Below are 20,328 nucleotides of genomic sequence, written 5' to 3'. Positions count from 1 at the left end.
CCATCGGTGACAGGCCGCGAAGCCGGCTCGATCCACAGATTGCGGTCCGGCCCCGGAATCAGTTGGATGGCGCGGACTTGGCTCTGAATGGCGCCGTGATCGATGGCGGACCTGTGGGTGGAACAGCTCATCGCCCCCACGAACGTCTGCCCATTCGACGCGCCGCTGGTGGAGAGCGACCGTCAGTGCGGTTCCAGCCACATGTTGAGTTCGGCCACAGAAATCCCGGTCTGGCACAGCGCCAGCCCATTGTGATCGCCGCTGAAGGTCGGATCGACGTGGGTTTTCGGCAGGGCAAACAGCTCGTTGGCATAGCCGGTTGCCAGTGGCCAGCCGCCGGGCACCGATGGCGCCGCAGAGAATGACCAGGTCGCACCGTCGGCGCGCAGCCGGCACCGACCGGTGAAGGCCTTGCCGATCAAATCCTGCACGGCCTTGGCGCTGGCCCGCATATCGGACAGGCTGGCGGTGACGGCACGGTGCAGTTCGTATCGCCCGGCAATCGGCACATCACGCTCGGTGAAATGCCAATTGTGCCAGCTGCGATCATCAAATTTCAGGATGCGCGCCATGCCGGGCTCCTTATTGTGGAATCTCGCCCTCACCGGTCGGCAGCTTGCCGCAGCGATAGCGGATGTGGGACGGCTGCCAGATGCCAAGAGTGAGCACCGTGGCCAGCGACTGCAGCAGCGACGTGCGCACCTGCACATCGCTGATGCTGTTGGTGCCGACGCACGCCTCAGCCTTTTTCGGATCCTCCAGCGCGCCCCAGGCGATGGCGTTGCTGTCCACGGGATGCAAATTCTGATCGCCCCGATTGGGCACCGGCACGGTGAGGCTGTGATAGGCACAGCCCGGCAGCGCACAGGCGATCATCAGGGCAGTAAAAGGGCGCAGCATCATGCTCCCCCAGAAAGGCCGACCCGATGCCATGATGGCACGAAGCCATCGTACTGGCCAGCGCTCTGGTTTCGTTGATGCATCTGGTGCACAAGCGCCGGCATGACGCACGAATTCGAGCTCTATGATCTCAAGGTGGAGGTGATTGCGCCGCCTGGCGCGAAACTGTGGTGCAATGCGCAGCCCGGCGATTGGTTCGAACTGCGCGGCGAACTGCTGTTTCTGCCGCCGGGCCAGGGCTTTTCGATCTACAGCCTCGCCACCGTGCTGCCATTGCTAGCCGCGAAGCAGCGCGCCACCGATCCCAACGACTGGATGGCCAGCGACGCCGAAATCGCCTGCCCAGATCCCAACTGCCCGTCGCGGCTGAAGATTACCCGCCTCGGCAAACGCACATTCCGCCGTGCCGAGACCACGGCAACGGTGAAGCCATGAGCGTGGAGCGCATCGATCTTGCCCCCGGCTACAGCATTTCCCGTTTGATTCGCGGCGGTTGGCAGCTGGCCGGCGATCATGGCCCGGTGGCGCGAGACAGCCTCAATGACGGCTTCCTCGCCTTCTTCGATGCCGGCATCACCGCGCTCGATTGCGCCGATATCTACACCGGCGTGGAAGAGATGATCGGCGATTTCCGCCGCCATCTGGCCAACGCGCGCGGCGCCGAAACGCTGGACCGCCTGAAAGTGCACACCAAATTCGTGCCCGATCTTGCCCTGCTCCCCACTCTCTCCCGCGCCGACGTGGAAGCCATCATCGATCGCAGCCGCGCCCGGCTCAGGATGGAGCGCCTCGACCTGGTGCAATTCCACTGGTGGGATTATGCCCAGCCGCGCTGCGTCGAAGCGCTGTTGCATCTCCAAGAATTGCAGCAAGCCGGCAAGATCGCCCACATCGCCGGCACCAATTTCGATGCGGCCCACGTCGCCGCATTCGCCGCCGCCGGTGCGCCGCTCACCAGCATCCAGGTGCAATATTCGCTGCTTGATCGCCGCCCGGCCGGTGCCTTCACCGCCACCGCGGCCGCCAGCCACACCGGCCTGATCTGCTATGGCGCGCTTGCCGGCGGATTCCTCTCCGCCCGCTGGCTTGGGCAACCCGATCCCGCCGAAAGCCTCACCAACCGCAGCCTGATCAAATATCGCCTGATCATCGATGAATGCGGCGGGTGGGATGCCTTTCAGGCCCTGCTGTCGGTTCTCGACCGCATTGCCCAACACCACGCCGTCCCGCTCTCCGCCGTCGCCGCGCGCTGGGTGCTCGATCAACCCGGCGTCGCCGCCGTCATCATCGGCGCCCGCCACGCCGGCCACCTTGCCGACACGCTGGCCATCGCCGCCTTGCGCCTCTCCGCCGCCGACCACACCGCCATCGCTGGCGTGCTGCCGCCGGGACCGCAAGGCGATGTTTACGCCCTCGAACGCGACCGCGATGGACGGCATGGGCGGATCATGAAGTATAATTTGAACAAGGCTTGAATGCAGAATCAAGGGCCTCCGGCGGGCCGGGCCTGAGGCCCTTCACCCACTTGCATTTTCGGGCGGCGCTTCGTTCGGAGATGGCGCCCAAAACAAACGGGTGTAGGGCCCGCGACCATGCCCGCGGCGGGGCCCATCGAAACTTCGTTTCGATGGGTGCCCTCGGAGGCTCCCCTTTTTCTGCTGTCTCACGAGCCACACTGCGCTATCACCGCCCGCATGAGCAAAGATCCCGTCGTCCTGAACAGCCAAGGCATGCAGGCGTTGCAGCGTGGCGATGCAAAGGCCGCCGCCATCGCCTTTGCGGCAGCCGTCAAGGCCGATCCGGCGGCGGCGATCCTGCATTATAATCTGGCCAACGCCCACGCGCTGGCCGGCGATGCCAAGGCGCAGCTGGTGGCGTTGAATGCCGCGTTGGATCGTGATCCGTACATGGCCCATGCCCTGCTGGCGCGCGGGCGGCTGCATGAGCATGAGGGCCGCACGGCCGACGCGCTGTCGGATTATCAGCGGTTGCTGGCGGCGGTTGATCCGCGCGAGCAGGTGGGGCCGGGCTTTGCAGCCGGGCTGCAGCATGCCGCCGGCGTGGTGCAGGCGGCCAATGATGGGCTCGCTGCACGGCTGGATGCGGCGATGGCCGATGAATTGGAACAGGCCTCCCCGGCATCGGCCACCCGCGTGCGCCACGCCATGGAGGCGCAACTGGGCCGGCGCCGCGTGTATGTGCACCAGCCGCTGGCGCTGCATTATCCCTATCTGCCCGCCATCCAGTATTTCGAACGCGACCTGTTCCCCTGGCTGGCCGACCTGGAAGCCGCCACGCCGGCGATCCGCGCCGAATTGCAGGCGGTGCTGGCGGCGGGCGGCGAAGGCTTTGCTCCCTATGTGGATTATCCGGCCGGCGTGCCGGTGAACCAGTGGAAGGACCTGAACAAGAGCGATGCCTGGGCGGCGCGCTTCTTCCTGAAACATGGCGTGCGCGACGAAGCCATGTGCACGCTCTGCGCCAACACCGCCGCCGTGCTGGATCGCATGCCGCTGTTCGATCTGCCCGGTCGCGGGCCCACCGCCTTCTTCTCGCTGCTCAAACCCCGCACCGTTATCCCGCCGCACACCGGCGCCACCAACGTGCGCAGCATCATCCACCTCCCGCTAATCGTGCCCGAAGGCTGCTGGTTCCGCGTTGGCAACGACACCCGCCCCTGGGTCGAAGGCCAGGCCTTCGCCTTCGACGACACCATCGAACACGAAGCTCACAACCCCACCGACGAGCTGCGCGCGGTGCTAATCCTCGACACCTGGAACCCCTTCATCGCCGCCGACGAACGCCCCCTGATCACCCGCTGGGTGAACGAACTGGACGCGCATGGCCGCGGGCTGGCGGAGTTTTCAGCGGCCTGAGGGTGTTTTCAGATAAGGGTGCCTCCGGCGGGCAGGGTCATCGACCCTGCCCGCCGGAGGCACCCTTTCTTTCACCTTCACCCGATGATGTCGCGCGCCCGCAGCCAGTTGATGATCGCCTCTGCGGCGTCGGCTTCGCTCATGGTGCTGGTCGTGATGTGCAGTTGCGGCTCTTCAGGCGCTTCGTAGGGGCTGTCGATGCCGGTGAAGTTGGTGAGTTCGCCGCTGGCGGCTTTGGCGTAGAGGCCTTTGGGGTCGCGGGCTTGGCAGATTTCGATGGGGGTATCGACGAAGACTTCGATGAAGCGTTCGGCGCCCACGAGTTGCCGGGCCATTTCGCGTTCGGAGCGGAAGGGGGAGATGAAGGAGCAGGTGACGATCAGGCCGGCGTCCGCCATCAGTTTGGCGACTTCGCCGATGCGGCGGATGTTTTCGACGCGATCGGCATCGGTGAAGCCGAGATCGCGGTTGAGGCCGTGGCGGACATTGTCGCCATCCAGCGCGTAGGTGTGGCAGCTGAGCGCGGCGAGGCGGGCTTCGACCAGATTGGCGATGGTGGATTTGCCGGAACCCGAAAGCCCGGTGAACCAGATCACCGCGGGCTGATGGCCTTTCAATGCGCTGCGCTGGGCTTGCGTGACCGTCATCGGCTGCAAGTGGATGTTGCTGGCACGCCTGAGGGCGTGGCGGATCATGCCGGCGCCCACGGTGTTGTTGGTGTAGCGATCGATGAGGATGAAGCCGCCGGTGTCGCGGCATTCACCGTAGGGATCGAACAGCAGCGGCGCGGTGGTTTCGAGGTTGGCGAGGCCGATCTCGTTCATGGCGAGCGTGCGGGCCGGGCGTTCGTCCAGCGTGGTGATGTCGATGCGGTGTTTGAGCAGCGTGACCGAGGCCGGGGTCGTCAGGGACCCGGATTTGAGCAGGTAGGACCGGCCGGGTTTGAGCGCATCCTCGTCGAGCCAGATCAGATCGGCGGCGAATTGCTGGGCGACGGCGGGCCGGTCTTCGGGGCTGACCAGCATGTCGCCGCGAGAGATGTCGATTTCGTCTTCCAGCACCAGCGTGACGGCGGCTTCCGGGCCAGCGAGCGGCAGGTCGCCGTCCACGGTGACGATGCGGGCGACGCGGGTGGCCTTGCCGGAGCGGGCGGTGACGATGGGGTCGCCGGGCTTCACCTGGCCGGCCACGATGGTGCCGGCATAGCCGCGGAAGTGGGCATCGGGCCGGTTCACCCATTGCACCGGGAAGCGCAATGGCCCGGACGCATCGGTGGCGGCGAGTTCCAAACCTTCCAGATGGGCGATCAGCGTAGGGCCATCATACCACGGCATTTCGGTAGCGCTGGTGGCGAGGTTCAGGCCGGCGCGGGCGGCCATCGGAATGGCGGTGAAGCCGAGAAAGCCCAAGCGTTCGGCAATGGCTGTGTATTCATCGACGATTGCGCGGAAGCGGGCTGCGTCGAAATCCACCAGGTCCATCTTGTTCACGGCCAGCACGATGTGGCCGATGCCCATCAGCGAGGCGATGAAGCTGTGGCGGCGGGTTTGTGGCAGCAGACCCTTGGAGGCGTCGACCAGGATGATCGCCAGATCGGCGGTGGAGGCGCCGGTGGCCATGTTGCGCGTATATTGTTCGTGGCCGGGCGTGTCGGCGATAATGAAGCGGCGGCGCGGCGTGGCGAAGAAGCGCCAGGCGACATCGATGGTGATGCCCTGTTCGCGTTCGGCATCAAGGCCATCGAGCAGCAGAGCGTAATCGATCTCGCCGCCGGTGGTGCCATGCTTGCGACTGTCATTGGCCAGCGTGCTGAGCGTGTCGTCCATGATGGCCTGGCTGTCGTGCAGGAGGCGGCCTATGAGCGTGGACTTGCCGTCGTCCACTGATCCGCAGGTGATCAGGCGCAGCACGCCATCCCGGTTGAGGGTGTTGGCCATCAGAAATATCCCAGCCGCTTCTTCTGTTCCATCGATCCATCGCCGTCGCGATCGATCACCCGCCCCTGCCGTTCCGATGTACGGGTATCGGCCATTTCCGCCACGATATCGGCCAGCGTTTTGGCTTCGGACTCTACCGCGCCGGTGAGCGGGTAGCACCCCAGGGTGCGGAAACGGATGCGGCGCATCACCGGTTCCTCGCCGGGCTCCAGCGGCAGGCGATCATCATCCACCATCAGCAGCACATCATCACGCACCACTGTGGGGCGCTCCGCTGCGAAATAGAGCGGCACCACCGGTATCGCCTCGGCTTCAATATACCGCCACACGTCGAGCTCGGTCCAATTGGAGATCGGGAAGACCCGCATGGATTCCCCCGGCCCCACCCGCGTGTTGTAGGTGCGCCAGAATTCCGGCCGCTGCCGGCGCGGATCCCAGCCCTGGTGGGCGTCGCGGAACGAGAAGATGCGCTCCTTTGCGCGGGATTTCTCTTCGTCGCGGCGGCCGCCGCCGATCGCCGCGTCAAAGCCACCGCCGGTCAGTGCTTGCAGCAGCCCGGTGGTGCGCATCACTTCGGTGTGCAGCGCGGAACCATGGACGAAGGGGTTGATATCGCGCGCCGCGCCCTCTTCATTGACGTGGACGCGCATATCGATGCCCAGCGCCGGCATCAGCGTGTCGCGAAACGCGCCCATGGCCGCAAATTCCCACAGGCTGTCCACATGCAGCAGCGGAAACGGTGGCAGCGAAGGCCAGAACGCCTTCAGCGCCAGGTGCAGCATCACCGTTGAATCCTTGCCAATGGAATAGAGCATCACCGGCTTGCGGAACGAGGCGGCTAATTCACGCAGGATATGGATGGCCTCCGCCTCCAGCCGCGCCAGATCGGGCGGCAGCGTTTGCCGTGTGGGCGGCTTGGCGGCGTGGCCGCTGCCGCTGCGGAACCGCGCGGCATAGGCGGCGATGGTGGCTTCACTATCCATGCAGCAGCCATAATCAGTTCGCCGGCAAAGCAAAAGGCTGGCGTTTCTGCCCTGCCATCCCTCAAGATTGTGGCGAATTGGCCACACAGCGAGGTGGAAACGACCACATCTGCGTTTGCGCGCTTTACACGAGGTCTGGCTTTTCACAGAAGCGTCACAAGCCTCAGAGGGGCTGGAAATTGTGCTGGTGTGCCGTCAATGGCACCGCGAGGGGAATAGGCCGCCACCGAAAAGGGAGTGGATATTTTTCTGGCGAGGCAGGGTTTCCTTGGAATTTGGTCAGAAGAAGGAATACACCGTGACGCAACTCAAGAATTCGAATCGGCGCCTCGCGCTGACGTCCAGCGTCGCCACGCTGGCTCTCGCCCTGATGGCCGGCCCGGCGCTCGCTCAGACGGCAACTGCCGCCGCTGAAACCGAAGCTGCCGAAGAAGGCACCATCGTTGTTACCGGTACCCTGATCCGCAACCCGAACCTGGTGTCGGCATCGCCGATCGTCACGACCTCGGCTGAAACCATCGCGCTGCGCGGCAGCAACGTGGCCGAAGAAGTGCTGCGTGAAATCCCCGGCTTCGTGCCGAGCATCGGTTCGGCCGTGAACAACGGCAACGGCGGCGCCAGCTTCGTCGATCTTCGTGGTCTCGGCACCAACCGCAACCTCGTCCTGCTCGATGGCCAGCGCATCGCGCCTGCCGGCCTCGGCGGCGTCGTCGATTTGAACAACATCCCGCTGGCTCTCGTTGAGCGCGTTGACGCGCTGACCGGCGCCGCCGTGACCACCTATGGTGCCGACGCCATCACCGGTGTCGTGAACTTCGTCACCAAGAAGAACTTCACCGGCATGGATTTGCAGGTCTCCAACTCGCTCACCGAGCGTGGCGACGGCCATCGCATTCGCGCCGACCTGACCATCGGCGGCGACTTTGCCGACGGCAAGGGCAACGCCGTGATCTCAGTTGGTTACCAGAAGGCCGATCCTGTTTTCCAGGGCGACCGCGACGTGTCGCGTCTCGGCTTCGATACCTTCAGCGGTAACACCGGCGGCGGTTCGCCGACGACGGTGCCGACCCGCATCCGCAACGTGCGTCCGATTGATCCCCTGACCGGCCAGCCGAGCACCAATCCGGCTGTGGCTAACCTCGGCAACGGCCAGCTGTCGCCCGATGGCCGCACGGCTGTTCCGTTCTATCAGGATTTCAACTTCAACCCATTCAACATCTTCCAGACGCCGTTCCAGCGTTTCAACCTCTTCGCCAAGGCGAACTACGAGATCACCGACAATATTGAGGTTTATGCCCGCGGTATGTTCTCCAAGAACACCGTGCGCACGATCATCGCGCCGTCGGGCCTGTTCTCGCAGACGGTTGTTCTGCCAATGTCGAACCCGTTCCTGCCGACAGCGATCCGCAACCAGTATTGCGCCTTCAACACCAGCTCGGTGGCCTCCGGCCTTTACACGCCGCGTTTCACGCCAACCGAGTGCGCCGCTGCAGCGACTGCGACGACCAAGGCCGATCCCAAGTACCGCGAGGTGACCACCCTGCTCAGCCGCCGTACCGTCGAAGCCGGCACGCGTGACAGCGAATACACCACCACGCTGTTCGATTACACCGCCGGCCTGCGCGGCAAGCTGACCAACACGCTCGATTGGGACGTGTCCGCCTCCTACGGCCAGAGCGAAAACATCGCCCGCGCCACCGGTTACCTGATCAACGATCGCGTGCTGGAAGCCCTTCAGGCCACCAACCCGAACACCTGCCTCAGCGGCAACGTGGCCTGCGTTCCGCTGAACGTCTACGGCCCGGCCGGCTCGATCACGCCGGCGATGGCGCGCTTCATCTCGGCAGACTCCACCGATCGCCGCACCTCCAGCCTGACTCAGGTTCGTGCGCTGCTGTCGGGTGATTTGGGTGTCAGCTTCGGTGATGCTGAAGCAATCGGCTTCGCTGTCGGTGCCGAGTATCGCGATTACGGCGCTGCCGTGCTGCCGGACGACTTCTCGGAGCGTGGCGCTCTGGGCGGCGGCGGTGGCCCGACCCCGCGCGTCGAAGGTGGCTATAACGTCAAGGAAGTCTTCGGCGAAGTCATCGCCCCGATCCTTGAAGGCAAGCCCTTCTTCGAAAACCTCACCCTCGAAGCCGGTGCGCGCTATTCGTCCTATGAAGTCGCTGCGCCGGGCAACCCGTCGTTCGACGCCTTCACCTGGAAGGCCGGCGGCACCTGGGAAATGGCCCAGGGCTTCAAGGTCCGTGGTAACTACAGCCGCGCTGTCCGCGCCCCGAACATCGGCGAACTCTTCTCGCCGGTTTCGCGCGGTCTGACCAACCTGGGCACTGATCCGTGCGCTGGCGCCGCTCCGACGACCAACGCCAACCTGCGTGCGGTCTGCATTGCGCAGGGCGCTGCTCCGGGCATCATCGGCCAGATCGATCAGCCGGCTGCGGGCCAGGCCAATGCCTACGGCGGCGGCAACCCCAACGCGCGGCCGGAAAAGGCCAACACCTGGACCTTGGGTGCGGTGTTGCAGCCGTCCTTCGCTCCGGGCCTCGCCCTCACGGTCGATTACTACAACATCAGCGTGACCGACGCGATCACCAGCCCGCTGCCGGGCGATGCGATCGCCGCCTGCTTCGGCAGCATCACGTCCGCCAGCGCCACCAGCGCAGCTTGCACGGCCATCCGCCGTGACCCGCTGTCTGGCTCGTTTGATGGTGAATCGTTGGGTCTGCCGCGTCCGCTGTCGAACCTGGGCCGCCTGAAGACCGACGGTCTGGATGTGAACCTGACCTACTCGACCGATCTTGGCTTCGCCAAGCTGGGTGTGAGCGGCAACTTCAACTACACCTTCCGTTCGCAGTTCCAGGCCACGCCGACCTCGGTCAACCGTGAGTGCGTCGGCTACTACAGCCCAAACTGCTCGTTCACCGGTTCGATCCAGCCGAAGTGGCAGACCTCGCTGCGCACGACCCTGGGCTTCGAAAACTTCGACGTGTCGCTGCTGTGGCGCCACATCGACAAGGTGATCCAGGAGCCGCTGAATGCGGCAGCGCCGACCGCTGCCAACGGCTTCTTCGGTGATGACACGCCGTTTTTCTCGGCCTTCCGTCAGATCCGTGCCTATGATTACTTCGATCTGACCGGTCGCTTCAACATCCTGGACAACATCACCCTGATCGCAACGGTCAGCAACCTGTTCGACACCAAGCCGCCTCTGGTTGGTGCTGCGGCCGGTTCGACCTCGTTCAACAGCGGCAACACCTTCCCGTCGACCTACGACGCGCTGGGCCGCCGTTACACGATGCAGATCAACGTCCGCTTCTGATGAAGCGCCCGCAAGGGCTGTGAAATGCGAAAGGGCGGGTGGCAACACCCGCCCTTTTTGCTGTTTGGAACTTGGCGAAGCGAGCGCGCCGGCTGCGGCCGACGGCGGCGTTCAGCCCAGCAACGGGCGCGGCAATTGCATCGGCACGCCGGCGGCCTTGGCCACGGCCTCAGCCCAGATCGCCACCTTGGCAATCTCATCGGCGTGGGCCGCTTCGGCTGCACGCTCGGCGATGCGATCGTCGGTGGAAAAGGCCTGGCCAAACTTGCTGTGCCGGCCGAAGATTGGCCCGGAAACAACGGCTTGCACGTCCAGCGGCACGTCGAAGAAGCGGCACAGGGCCGTCATCGCCGCCGCGGGATGAGCCAGCAGCAACTCGGAATCAAGTGTTGTCACCTGCTGGCCGAACTGCGCCGCCAGCCGGGCGAACAACGCGTGCTGCGCAAGCCAGCCCATGGCTGCGATCTGCAGATCGGTCTGCCCCAGATAATCTTCGCCGCTGAAGCCAAAGCTGTGCAGGCCCTGCTTCAGCTGTTTCAGCAGCAGTTCGCGCACCCAGATCCGGCCATCCATGCCCTTGCGCGCCACAGACCCCAGGAACACCGGCATTGGGGCATACAGCAGCAGCGCCCGCGCGTCGGGGCGCATCTGCAGTATCAGGGGTGCCATGGCATTGCACACGTTGCTCGGCTTGATCACCACCGCCTCGCCGGGTGCGAATGGTCGGGCCAGCAGGGTCAGGCTGCCATCCAGAACATTGGCGATCTGGCGCCGGTCGCCGCCGCGCAATTGCCAGCCGATCAGATCGTTCAGGATCACCGGCTCCTTCAGGCCCATGGCCAGCCCCGGCGCATCAAATGCCCGCGCCAAAAGCGTGGAACAGCAGAAGGCGCTGTGCAGGATAAAGCGCAAGGGTGCCGACGTGCCAGCCTGGGCCAGCGCTGCGGTCCGGGCAATGATCGTGGGCTTAGCCTCGCCCAGATACTCGTCGGTCAGGAAAGTGGCGGCGCCATGCGCGGCGCGCGGCGTGTGCCGGAAGTGGATGGCATCATGCTGCGGATCATAGCGATGCGGCAGCCAGACGGGATTTGAAGCGATGGTGGACACATTGCCGATTTGACGTGCTGCCCCGGAAAGTGCAATCCCGCTACCGGCCTCGTCAACTGATCGCGAAGGACACGTCATCATGGTTCGTCATTGCTTCGCCCTGCTTCTTGCTGCCGCAGCGGTAGCGCCGGCTGCGGCCCAGACACCTGAAGCAGCGCCGACTGCTGCTGCGCCGGTGGACAAGAGCAAGGAAATCATCTGCAAGCGCGAGAAGGAAACCGGCAGCCTGGTCAAGGCCAAGCGCACCTGCCTGACCCGCCAGCAATGGGCCTATGTGCAGGATACCAACCAGCAATTCGCGCGAGATCTCAACAACTCGACCATGAGCCGTCCCGGCAGCCAGTGATGGCGCCTTGCCATGAACGATCCTGAAAAGGCCGCACTGGAACGCACTGCCCAGGCCGGCATCGCGGCCTTGCAGGCAGGCGATGGCAAGACTGCGCGCCGGGCGTTTGAAACCATCGTGGCCAGTGGCCGCGCCACCTTGCAGATCTGGCTGTGGCTGGCGCAGGCGTGCGACATGCTGGATGATCGCGCAGCCGTGATGGCGCACGTGGCCCGGGTGGTGGAGCTTGACGCGGCCAATCCCTATGCACTGGTGATGGCCGGCGAGGTGCAGACCCGCAGCGGCAATGATCGCGCCGCCATCGCCTGGTACGAACGTGCGCTGAACGCCGCACAGGGCCGGCAATTACCGCCGGATCTGATCGCCCGCCTGAACCGCGCTGCAGCTGCGCGGGAGGCCGCCTTTGCCCAGTTCGAAGCCGAGATGAGGGGCGCCTTCGATACCGCCGGTGTTGATGCCGCCAGCACCGGCCCGCGCTTTGCCGAAGCCCTGCAGATCGTGTCGGGCCGCAGCCAGCCCTATCTGCAACAGCCCACCAGTTTCTATTATCCGCGCCTACCGCAGATCCCCTTTTATGATCCGGCCGATTTCGCCTGGACTGGCGCGCTGGCCGCCGCATTGCCCGCCATCCGCGCCGAAGCCGAAGCGGTGATGGCCCACGGTGACGGCATCGCGCCTTATGTGGAGGCCGATCCCGATCGCCCCAACAAGGGCCATGCCCTGCTGGCCGATGCGCGCTGGAGCGCATTTCACTTGTTCCGCAATGGCTTGCCCATCGCCGACCATGCCGCCCGCTGCCCCGCCACGATGGCGGCGCTGGCCCAGGCGCCCTTGCCGCGCATCGCTGGCACGGCACCGATGGCGCTGTTTTCGATCCTGGCACCTCACACCCATATCCCGCCACACAACGGCATGCTGAACACAAGGCTGATCTGCCATCTGCCGCTGATCGTGCCCGATGGCTGCCGCCTGCGGGTGGGCGCCGAGACCCGCGACGTGCGCGCCGGGGAGGTGCTGCTGTTCGACGACAGCATCGAGCATGAGGCCTGGAACGACAGCGATGCCCCGCGGGCCATCCTGCTGTTTGAAGTGTGGCGGCCGGAACTGACCGCGGCCGAACGCCAGGCGCTGACCGTGCTGTTTGAAACGGTGGCGGCCTACACCCCCGATCAGGCCTGAATGGACCTGCCCCTCACCAGCCAGAATGCCGATGCCCCGGCCGTGGTGAGCGAGCAGCGGCTTTCCGCTGAAACGCTGCGCCGGCGCGGCGGGGTGCTGACGGGGGAGGCGATTGGTGACTGGCCGTGGCTGCGCGGCTCGGCAAGGGGGTTGGTGGTGTCCGGCCTTCCGGGCACGCTGGTCACGCTGGATGGCCTGCGGCTGGCGCCGGCGGCAAGCGGCGTGGTGGACCTGACCCTGCTGCGACTGGGCCTGATCGAAAGCGCGCGACTGTCTGCAGGTGCGGCCGGTGTGGCACAGGGCGCTGGCGCGCTGAGCGGCGTGCTGGCGGCGGGTGGCCATCCGGTGGCGGCTGGTGGCCGGCTGCTGGCAGCGGCGGGCGCGCAGGATGGGCGCGGCATTGGCGCGGTTGATCTGCAGCTGGGCAATGATTTTGGCTGGGTGGGTGGCGGCTATACGCGGGGCGGCGCGCTGCCCGGCGGGGCCACAGATCAGGATCGCTGGCATCTGGCCGGGCGGTTCCAACAGGATGTTGGGCCTCTCCAACTCTGGGGCCGGGGAATGTTTGCCCGACGGGCGCACGGTGTGATTCGTGCTGATTGGCATGATGTTGCCCTGGGGCTTTCGGGCGGCACCCGCTGGCAGTGGCGGCTGGCGGTGGCCAATGGTGGCCATCAGGAGGCGGCGGGTGCCAGCAGCCGGCTTGCGCAGGCGCGAGCCGTGCTGAGCGGAGCGACCGGCCTGATCCTTCCGGGCGCGGCCGAGCCGATCACCCTCGCCGCCGGGGCGGATTGGCGGCGGCTGCGGCTGGGCGCGGGGGTGGTGCGGGCGCGGGAGCTGTTTGCGGAAGCCGCCGTGCCGGTGCTGCAGGACAAGCCGGCCGCCGAGAATCTGGTGGCGACTCTGGGCGTGCGGCAGGCGTGGTTGGCCGGCAAATCCGAAACGCTGTGGCAGGCCGGCGGGCGCTGGGAGGCGTTTCCCGGCATTGCGCTGCGCGGGCAGGTGGCGCGCGGGGTGGATGATTTCGCGACGCTGAGCGGGATGAGCCGCAGCGTCGGGTTGATTGCCACGCCGGCGTTTTTGCCGGGGTTCGCACTGACCGTGGACCGGCGCTGGCAAGCACAGGGCGCCGCGAGGGTGCAGGCGTGGGATGTGTCGGCCAGTTGGCGCGGGCGGGTGAGCGGGGGCGCGCAACTGGCGCTGACTGCGCTGGCCACGCATCACGACCAGGCGGCTTTCACGCCGATGCCGGTGCCGCGCTTTGCGAGCCTGCTGCGGGCGACACTGGAGACGGGGCCTTGGGCGGTGAGTGCTGGCTTGCGGCACCGCACAGCGCTGGCCGGCGGGCTAGATGTGAGCGTGGAGCGGCAGATCGGTGAACGCGTGCGGTTGATCGCCAGTGTGAGCAATGCCGGCGATGCAGGCAGCGCTGCCGGTCCGGTGGGCCGGCAGGCGCTGCTGCAGATGGTGGCGGGATTCTAGCCCGCTACAAGCACCAGTTTCCCGTCGCCTTCGTCGACCTTCACCGTGCTGCCATCGGGGACCTCACCGGCCAGGATCAGTTCGGCCAGCGGGTCCTGCAGATGTTTCTGCACGGTGCGCTTCAGCGGGCGTGCGCCATAAACCGGGTCATAGCCCACCCGCGCCAGCCAGCGCCGGGCGGCGTCGGTGAGGTCGAGCGTCACCTTGCGGTCCTTCAGCAGGGCCTGCACGCGGCTTACCTGGATATCGACGATCGGCGCCATCACTTCCTGGCCAAGCCGCTGAAACAACACGATTTCGTCCAGCCGGTTAAGGAATTCGGGGCGGAAATGCCCGCGCACCACTTCCATCACCTGCGGTTCGGCCTCGCTGATCGGCGCACCATCGGGCAGGGCGGCGATATACTGGCTGCCAAGGTTCGATGTGAGGATGATCAGCGTGTTGGTGAAATCCACCGTGCGGCCCTGGCCATCGGTCAGCCGGCCGTCATCGAGCACCTGCAGCAGCACGTTGAACACGTCACCGTGGGCCTTTTCCACTTCGTCGAACAACACCACCTGATAGGGCCGCCGCCGCACGGCTTCGGTGAGCACGCCGCCTTCTTCATAGCCGACATAGCCGGGAGGCGCGCCGATCAGACGGGCAACGCTGTGCTTTTCCATGAACTCGCTCATGTCCAACCGCACCATGGCGCGCGGATCATCGAACAGGAATTGCGCCAGCGCCTTGGTCAGCTCGGTCTTGCCGACGCCCGTGGGGCCGAGGAACAGGAAGCTGCCCAGCGGCCGGTTCGGGTCCTGCAGGCCGGCGCGGGCGCGGCGCACGGCGCTGGAAACCGCCTTCACGGCGGCGGCCTGACCGATCACCTGGGCCGAGAGGATGCTTTCCATCTTCATCAGCTTGTCGCGCTCGCCTTCCAGCATCCGGTCTACCGGAATGCCGGTCCAGCGCGAGACGACCGCTGCGATATCATCACCGGTCACTTCCTCGCGCACCATCGCGGCCTGGGTCACCTGCTCGGCTTCGGCCAGTTGGCGTTCCAGTTCCGGGATGCGGCTGTAGGTCAACTCGCCGGCCTTGGCATAATCGCCGCCGCGTTGGGCCTGTTCCACCTCGATCCGGGCGGCGTCGAGCTGCTCCTTGATGCGGGTGGCGCCGGCCAGCTTTTCCTTCTCGGCCTGCCAGCGCAACGTGAGTGCGCCGGATTCCTCTTCAAGGCCCGCCAATTCCTCGTTCAGGGCCACCAGCCGCTCCTTGGAGGCGGCATCGGTTTCGCGGGACAGCGCAGCGGCTTCGATCTTCAGCTGGATGATGCGGCGGTCGAGCGCTTCGATCTCTTCGGGCTTGGACTCCACCTCCATGCGCAGGCGCGAAGCCGCCTCGTCCATCAGGTCGATGGCCTTATCGGGCAGGAACCGGTCCGCGATGTAGCGGTTGGACAACGTCGCGGCGGCCACGATGGCACCATCGGTGATGCGCACGCCGTGGTGGAGTTCATATTTCTCCTTCAGGCCGCGCAGGATGGAGATCGTGTCTTCCACCGTCGGTTCGCCAACAAGGACGGGCTGGAAGCGGCGTTCCAGCGCGGCGTCCTTCTCCACATGCTTGCGATATTCTTCCAGCGTGGTGGCGCCGATGCAATGCAGTTCACCGCGGGCCAGGGCGGGCTTGAGCAGGTTGGAGGCGTCCATCGCGCCTTCCGCCTTGCCGGCACCAACGAGGGTGTGCATTTCATCGATGAACAGCACGACATCGCTGCCTTCGGCGCGCACTTCGTCGAGCACGCCTTTCAGCCGCTCTTCGAACTCGCCGCGATATTTGGCGCCAGCGATCAGCGCGCCCATGTCCAGCGACATCAGGCGCTTGTCTTTCAGGCCATCGGGCACGTCGCCATTGGCGATGCGCAGCGCCAGGCCTTCGGCGACCGCGGTCTTGCCCACGCCGGGCTCACCGATCAGCACCGGGTTGTTCTTGGTGCGGCGGGCGAGCACTTGGATGGTGCGGCGGATTTCCTCGTCACGGCCGATCACCGGATCAAGCTTGCCAGCCCGCGCCGCCTCGGTCAGGTCGCGGGCATATTTCTTCAGCGCATCAAAACTGTCTTCGGCGCCGGCAGAATCAGCCGTGCGGCCCTTGCGGACGCTGTTGATGGCTTCGTTCAGCGCCTGCGGGGTGACGCCGGCGCCCTTCAGCGCCTTGCCGGCTTCGGTGGTGGTGGCGAGCGCCAGCGCAACCAGCAGCCGTTCGACGGTGACAACGCTGTCGCCGGCCTTCACCGCCACCTGTTCAGCGCTGTCGAGCACGCGCACCGTGTCATTGTCCCACGCCAGGCTTTGCGCGCCGCTGCCCGATACCTGGGCGATCTTGGCCAGCGCCTGATCGGTGAGTTGCAGTGCGGTGGCCGCCGTGCCGCCAGCCGCCTTGATCAAGCCGGAAGCGTGGCCCTGCTCATCTTCCAGCAGGGCTTTCAGCACATGTTCGGGCGCCACGCGCTGGTGGTTGTTGCGGATTGCAACCTTTTGCGCCGATTGCAGGAACCCCTTAGCGCGATCGGAGAATTTTTCGATGTTCATAGGCGGATGGTCCTCCTGTTCACCGGAGGATATGGTGTGGCTTTATAGCAACACAAGTAGGGATGTTGCGGAAGTGGCGTTCAGCGCGGTTTGAGCCAGCCAAAGACAAAGCCGCCGATGCTGCCAGCGAGGCAGAACAGGGTGAAGCCATCCATGCCGCGTGCGCCGGCCAGAGGGGTCATCTGGAACTGGGCGTGCATGGCCATCAGCACGGCTGCAATGGCAAGGCCGCCGGCCAGCGGCCAGGCAATGGGCGCAAGTAGCGGCAGGCGCGGCTTCAGCCAGTGCGCGGCACTGAAGGCGACAAGGAGGGCAAAGCCGAACACCGCCAGCAACGGCAGCAATAGGCCAGCAAAATCGCGGCCCGCCGTTTCCAGCGCCAGACCGGCAGGAATTTTCACCCCCAGATCGAGCAGGCCGGATTGCACCTGGCAGCTTTGAATCATGCTGGCGATGGCGGTGGTGGTGAGAACCGCGGCGGACCAGGCCGGGGCAGTACGCAACAGGTCCTTGAGGGATGCCATGTTGTATTTTTTCCTGTTCGTTGTCGCTTCTTACTCCATGATGGAACCGCGAGGGAAGGGTTGATTCGGCGAAAATGGTAATCAAACTGAAAAAGTTGTTAATAACTCTTGCTGTGACCATGCATGGCCCCTTAACGGCAGGCGCGGCGCAGGCGGAGCAGGTGCAGGTGATGGCCAGCGGGCTGGATCACCCGTGGAGCCTTGCGTTTTTGCCGGCAGGTGATGTGCTTGTGACGGAACGCGCCGGGCGGCTGTGGCGGCTCGGTACCGGCGGGCAGAAGCGGGCGATTGCCGGCGTGCCGGCGGTGCGGTTGGCCAGCCAGGGCGGGCTGTTCGACGTGGTGCTGCACCCGAAGTTTGCCGATAATGGCTTGATTTACCTCAGCTATGCCGCCGGAGAGAAGGGCGCCAACTTCACCCGCGTTACCCGCGCCCGGCTGGACGGGGATCGGCTGGTGGAGGCCAAGCTCATCTTCCAGGTCAGCCCGGCCAAGGATACGCCGGTGCATTTTGGCGGGCGCATGGCCTTCCTGCCCGATGGCAGCCTGGTGCTGACCACCGGTGACGGTTTCGATTATCGCGAACAGGCCCAGCGGCTGCAATCGGGCCTGGGCAAGATTATGCGCATGGCCGACGATGGCCGGCCGCTGGCGGGCAATCCGTTTGCCAATGAACGGGGGGGCAAGGCCGGCGCGCAGCCCCATATCTGGAGCTATGGCCACCGCAATCCACAAGGGCTTGCGGTTGATCCGGCCAATGGCCATCTGTGGGCGCATGAACACGGGCCGCAGGGCGGCGATGAGCTGAATTTGATCCAAAAGGGTGGCAATTACGGCTGGCCGGTGGCGACCAAGGGCCTGGATTACAGCGGCGCGACCATCAGTCCGTTCCAGACCTATCCCGGCATGATCGATGGCCGTGCCGTGTGGGTGCCGTCGATCGCGCCGTCCGGCCTGGCCGTCTATCGCGGCGCGCTATGGCCGGCCTGGGCGGGCGATCTGATCGTCGGCGCGCTGGTGAACAAGGAGGTGCGGCGGCTGGATGTGGATGCCGACGGTCGGGTGGTACGGCAGGAACGCATTTTCCCGTCGATCAAGGCCCGCATCCGCGATGTGCGGGTGGCCCCTGATGGCGCGGTGTGGCTGACGACGGATGAGGATGCGGGCAAGGTGCTGCGGGTCACACCGTAACCCGCAGCCCACAGGCGCTCAGTGCGCTGTCCAGCCGCCGTCGATCACTAGTTCCGAACCTGTCATGTAACGGCTGGCGTCGCTGGCCAGGAACACCACGCCGGCCGCGATATCTTCAGGCTTGCCGGCAAAGCCGACCGGGGCGCCGGCACCGACGGCATCGACATCGATGGCATTGGCCCCCGACTGGCTAGCAGTGGCCAGCGCGGCGGAGAGCGCGCCTGACGTGTCGATCTTTTGCCAGATCGGCGTGTCGATGATGCCGGGGTGCACGCTGTTGCAGCGGATGCCGTCCTTCATGGCCGCACATTCCATGGCGACGGCCTTCGTCAGCAGCCGCACTGCGCCCTTGCTGGCGCAATAGGCCGACATGCCGGCCGAACCACCCAGCCCGGCCACCGAAGAGATATTGATGATAGAGCCGCCGACATGGCCATCGGGGCGCGGCGTCCGCATCGCCGGCAGCGCATGCTTGGTGCCGAGGAAGCAGCTGGTGACATTGATGTCCATCTGCCGGTTCCACTGTTCCAGCGTCACATCGGTAATCAGGCCGGAGGTGCCGATGCCGGCGTTGTTCACGAGAATGTCGAGCCGGCCATATAGATCCATGACGCGCTTGACGAGTTCGGCCCAGCGCGGCTCCTCGGTCACGTCCTGGCCGCGGAATGTCGCCTGGCCGCCGGCGGCTTCGATCAGCTCCACCGTCTTGCGGCCGCCTTCGGCATCGATATCGGTGACGAAGACGATGGCGCCTTCGGCCGCCAGCTGGACGGCGCAAGCGCGTCCGATGCCGCTGGCTGCACCGGTGACAAAGGCCACGCGCCCTGTGAGTGTGCCCATGATCATCTCTCCCCGTGATTTTGGCGGAGCGTGACAGGGCGCAGGCGGCTTCGCCAGCCCTCCATTTTCGGATGTTAGGGGAAACCCCCTCCGCCATTATATAAGTTGAAGCTATTGAGAAAATAAGATTTTTATATAAATTTGAACTATCGGCCCTACTTTTGGCCCTACTTCCTGCTGAGAGCTGCATGCCTTTTATGAAATTAGGCTCCGTCGATTTTTGCGGCAAACCTCGGACCCCCGGGGGAGGCACTTTTCTTACAAAGGGCGCCCTTCAAATACCGTTGAATGTGAGACTGCCCCTTAATCAGTAGGTCGCAGGTTCGAACTCAAATGCGTTCACCATTTTTTTCAATAACTTAGACGGTTTTAAAGAGCCATAGAGTCGGCCGGGACTGACATTTAGCGGACATCCCGTCAGAGGGAGTCACGCACCAACTGCTTCGGACTGCCCCCCCACCCGCCACCCCTTAAATCTCTGCCCAGCCAGACCCCACCCCGGGGGTACCCCCATTCCCCAGATATGGGACCTGAGCTTCCTTCGTACATATTGATCTGCTCGTTGAAGGATGGATTTGGACGGCTGGACTAACGGTACCAGACAGCTAATCTCAGGGCATGTCGGAATACAAACTCTCCGTGGATCAAATCCTTCGCTATCCACGCGAGTTCTCGCCCAACGTGCCGGTCATCGATAACGTCAGAAACTTCTGGCACCTGACCCACGCCGAAGGGTTCTCACGGCCACAGTTGGAGAAGGGTATCAACCCAACGGCAGCTATCAAGACAGCGGCAGGTAGCCGTCGGCCAGTGATTCTAATTTCCAGTAGCCCAAATCGCGTTGGATCAGCGCAGACCCCGTGGCATGACATATTTGACGTCGACAACGGGCACATTCGCTACTTTGGAGATGCAAAAACCCCGCGGCAGGATCCAGCCCAGACACCGGGTAATAAGGCTCTGCTCGAGGCGCATGCTACCCATGCCGCCATTGAGCCGTCCGAACGCGCACGGGCTACGCCAATCATGTTTTTCCGTCGTACCGCCGTCAATGGCGCAACCAAGGGCT

At 64.9% G+C, this 20,328-nt stretch carries 17 protein-coding genes; 9 read left to right on the top strand and 8 right to left on the bottom strand.

Features of this window, described 5'->3' with window-relative positions; genetic code table 11:
• Window positions 1-182 precede the first annotated feature (182 nt).
• Window positions 183-572 carry a hypothetical protein gene (locus Q7O19_RS10350; protein ID WP_303810390.1) on the bottom strand — a complete coding sequence of 130 codons (390 nt, stop codon included), beginning with the start codon at window positions 570-572 and terminating at the stop codon, window positions 183-185.
• Window positions 573-582: 10 nt separating this feature from the next.
• Complete coding sequence (locus tag Q7O19_RS10345; RefSeq protein ID WP_303810388.1) at window positions 583-903, bottom strand: Bor/Iss family lipoprotein; 321 nt, start codon at window positions 901-903, stop codon at window positions 583-585.
• Window positions 904-1,002: 99 nt separating this feature from the next.
• Between Q7O19_RS10345 and Q7O19_RS10340 the strand changes: the two genes are divergently transcribed.
• The 3 genes from Q7O19_RS10340 (at window position 1,003) to Q7O19_RS10330 (ending at window position 3,776) form a co-directional block, all read left to right on the top strand.
• Window positions 1,003-1,335 (top strand): TIGR04076 family protein, encoded by a 333-nt coding sequence (locus tag Q7O19_RS10340; RefSeq protein WP_303810387.1) that lies wholly within the window; start codon window positions 1,003-1,005, stop codon window positions 1,333-1,335.
• Window positions 1,332-2,375 (top strand): aldo/keto reductase, encoded by a 1,044-nt coding sequence (locus Q7O19_RS10335; RefSeq protein ID WP_303810386.1) that lies wholly within the window; start codon window positions 1,332-1,334, stop codon window positions 2,373-2,375. The genes Q7O19_RS10340 and Q7O19_RS10335 overlap by 4 nt, the downstream gene beginning before the upstream one ends.
• A gap of 219 nt (window positions 2,376-2,594) precedes the next feature.
• Window positions 2,595-3,776 (top strand): aspartyl/asparaginyl beta-hydroxylase domain-containing protein, encoded by a 1,182-nt coding sequence (locus Q7O19_RS10330; protein WP_303810385.1) that lies wholly within the window; start codon window positions 2,595-2,597, stop codon window positions 3,774-3,776.
• Window positions 3,777-3,853: 77 nt separating this feature from the next.
• On the opposite strand, the gene cysN is transcribed toward Q7O19_RS10330, so the two are convergent.
• Both cysN and cysD read right to left on the bottom strand, forming a co-directional pair.
• The gene (cysN, locus tag Q7O19_RS10325; RefSeq protein ID WP_303810384.1) at window positions 3,854-5,713 is read right to left on the bottom strand and encodes a sulfate adenylyltransferase subunit CysN; all 1,860 of its coding nucleotides are present in this window, start codon (window positions 5,711-5,713) and stop codon (window positions 3,854-3,856) included.
• On the bottom strand, window positions 5,713-6,696 hold the full coding sequence (gene cysD, locus Q7O19_RS10320; protein WP_303810383.1) for a sulfate adenylyltransferase subunit CysD: 984 nt from the start codon (window positions 6,694-6,696) through the stop codon (window positions 5,713-5,715). Before cysD ends, cysN begins: the two co-directional genes overlap by 1 nt.
• A 115-nt stretch (window positions 6,697-6,811) precedes the next feature.
• On the opposite strand from cysD, the gene Q7O19_RS10315 reads away from it, so the two are divergent.
• Complete coding sequence (locus Q7O19_RS10315) at window positions 6,812-10,018, top strand: TonB-dependent receptor (RefSeq protein WP_369692463.1); 3,207 nt, start codon at window positions 6,812-6,814, stop codon at window positions 10,016-10,018.
• 111 nt (window positions 10,019-10,129) lie between these two features.
• On the opposite strand, the gene Q7O19_RS10310 is transcribed toward Q7O19_RS10315, so the two are convergent.
• Entirely contained in the window at window positions 10,130-11,125 is a 996-nt protein-coding gene (locus Q7O19_RS10310; protein WP_303810382.1) for a hypothetical protein, read from the bottom strand.
• Between the two features lie 79 nt (window positions 11,126-11,204).
• Between Q7O19_RS10310 and Q7O19_RS10305 the strand changes: the two genes are divergently transcribed.
• From Q7O19_RS10305 to Q7O19_RS10295, 3 genes are read left to right on the top strand one after another with little or no spacing between them, the layout of a single operon-like run.
• On the top strand, window positions 11,205-11,471 hold the full coding sequence (locus Q7O19_RS10305; protein ID WP_029131215.1) for a hypothetical protein: 267 nt from the start codon (window positions 11,205-11,207) through the stop codon (window positions 11,469-11,471).
• Window positions 11,472-11,483: 12 nt separating this feature from the next.
• Window positions 11,484-12,650 carry an aspartyl/asparaginyl beta-hydroxylase domain-containing protein gene (locus tag Q7O19_RS10300; RefSeq protein WP_303810381.1) on the top strand — a complete coding sequence of 389 codons (1,167 nt, stop codon included), beginning with the start codon at window positions 11,484-11,486 and terminating at the stop codon, window positions 12,648-12,650.
• Complete coding sequence (locus tag Q7O19_RS10295) at window positions 12,651-14,132, top strand: TonB-dependent receptor plug domain-containing protein (RefSeq protein WP_303810380.1); 1,482 nt, start codon at window positions 12,651-12,653, stop codon at window positions 14,130-14,132.
• Here Q7O19_RS10295 and clpB read toward each other — a convergent pair.
• Both clpB and Q7O19_RS10285 read right to left on the bottom strand, forming a co-directional pair.
• Window positions 14,129-16,705, bottom strand: a complete 2,577-nt coding sequence (clpB, locus tag Q7O19_RS10290; RefSeq protein ID WP_303810379.1) for an ATP-dependent chaperone ClpB — start codon at window positions 16,703-16,705, stop codon at window positions 14,129-14,131. The two genes, Q7O19_RS10295 and clpB, sit on opposite strands and share 4 nt — an antisense overlap.
• Window positions 16,706-16,785: 80 nt before the next feature.
• Window positions 16,786-17,229, bottom strand: a complete 444-nt coding sequence (locus tag Q7O19_RS10285; RefSeq protein WP_303810378.1) for a hypothetical protein — start codon at window positions 17,227-17,229, stop codon at window positions 16,786-16,788.
• Between the two features lie 119 nt (window positions 17,230-17,348).
• Here Q7O19_RS10285 and Q7O19_RS10280 point away from each other — a divergent pair, with 119 nt between their 5' ends.
• On the top strand, window positions 17,349-18,419 hold the full coding sequence (locus tag Q7O19_RS10280) for a PQQ-dependent sugar dehydrogenase (RefSeq protein ID WP_303810377.1): 1,071 nt from the start codon (window positions 17,349-17,351) through the stop codon (window positions 18,417-18,419).
• Window positions 18,420-18,437: 18 nt separating this feature from the next.
• Here Q7O19_RS10280 and Q7O19_RS10275 read toward each other — a convergent pair whose 3' ends face one another.
• Window positions 18,438-19,259 carry an SDR family NAD(P)-dependent oxidoreductase gene (locus tag Q7O19_RS10275; RefSeq protein ID WP_303810376.1) on the bottom strand — a complete coding sequence of 274 codons (822 nt, stop codon included), beginning with the start codon at window positions 19,257-19,259 and terminating at the stop codon, window positions 18,438-18,440.
• Window positions 19,260-19,877: 618 nt separating this feature from the next.
• Here Q7O19_RS10275 and Q7O19_RS10270 point away from each other — a divergent pair.
• Window positions 19,878-20,328 (top strand): hypothetical protein (locus Q7O19_RS10270; RefSeq protein WP_303810375.1); only part of this gene is annotated, 451 nt, incomplete at its 3' end.

This window comes from Sandarakinorhabdus limnophila DSM 17366 (assembly GCF_945882885.1).
GTDB classification, from domain to species: Bacteria; Pseudomonadota; Alphaproteobacteria; order Sphingomonadales; family Sphingomonadaceae; genus Sandarakinorhabdus; species Sandarakinorhabdus limnophila_A.
This window is presented reverse-complemented; position numbering and strand designations above follow the sequence as displayed.

Bases quoted from the DNA above. Each gene is read 5' to 3' on its own strand.
- Q7O19_RS10350 (WP_303810390.1), bottom strand. From the start codon at position 572: ATGGCGCGCATCCTGAAATTTGATGATCGCAGCTGGCACAATTGGCAT.
- Q7O19_RS10345 (WP_303810388.1), bottom strand. From the start codon at position 903: ATGATGCTGCGCCCTTTTACTGCCCTGATGATCGCCTGTGCGCTGCCG.
- Q7O19_RS10340 (WP_303810387.1), top strand. From the start codon at position 1,003: ATGACGCACGAATTCGAGCTCTATGATCTCAAGGTGGAGGTGATTGCG.
- Q7O19_RS10335 (WP_303810386.1), top strand. From the start codon at position 1,332: ATGAGCGTGGAGCGCATCGATCTTGCCCCCGGCTACAGCATTTCCCGT.
- Q7O19_RS10330 (WP_303810385.1), top strand. From the start codon at position 2,595: ATGAGCAAAGATCCCGTCGTCCTGAACAGCCAAGGCATGCAGGCGTTG.
- cysN (WP_303810384.1), bottom strand. From the start codon at position 5,713: ATGGCCAACACCCTCAACCGGGATGGCGTGCTGCGCCTGATCACCTGC.
- cysD (WP_303810383.1), bottom strand. From the start codon at position 6,696: ATGGATAGTGAAGCCACCATCGCCGCCTATGCCGCGCGGTTCCGCAGC.
- Q7O19_RS10305 (WP_029131215.1), top strand. From the start codon at position 11,205: ATGGTTCGTCATTGCTTCGCCCTGCTTCTTGCTGCCGCAGCGGTAGCG.
- Q7O19_RS10300 (WP_303810381.1), top strand. From the start codon at position 11,484: ATGAACGATCCTGAAAAGGCCGCACTGGAACGCACTGCCCAGGCCGGC.
- Q7O19_RS10295 (WP_303810380.1), top strand. From the start codon at position 12,651: ATGGACCTGCCCCTCACCAGCCAGAATGCCGATGCCCCGGCCGTGGTG.
- clpB (WP_303810379.1), bottom strand. From the start codon at position 16,705: ATGAACATCGAAAAATTCTCCGATCGCGCTAAGGGGTTCCTGCAATCG.
- Q7O19_RS10285 (WP_303810378.1), bottom strand. From the start codon at position 17,229: ATGGCATCCCTCAAGGACCTGTTGCGTACTGCCCCGGCCTGGTCCGCC.
- Q7O19_RS10280 (WP_303810377.1), top strand. From the start codon at position 17,349: ATGCATGGCCCCTTAACGGCAGGCGCGGCGCAGGCGGAGCAGGTGCAG.
- Q7O19_RS10275 (WP_303810376.1), bottom strand. From the start codon at position 19,259: ATGGGCACACTCACAGGGCGCGTGGCCTTTGTCACCGGTGCAGCCAGC.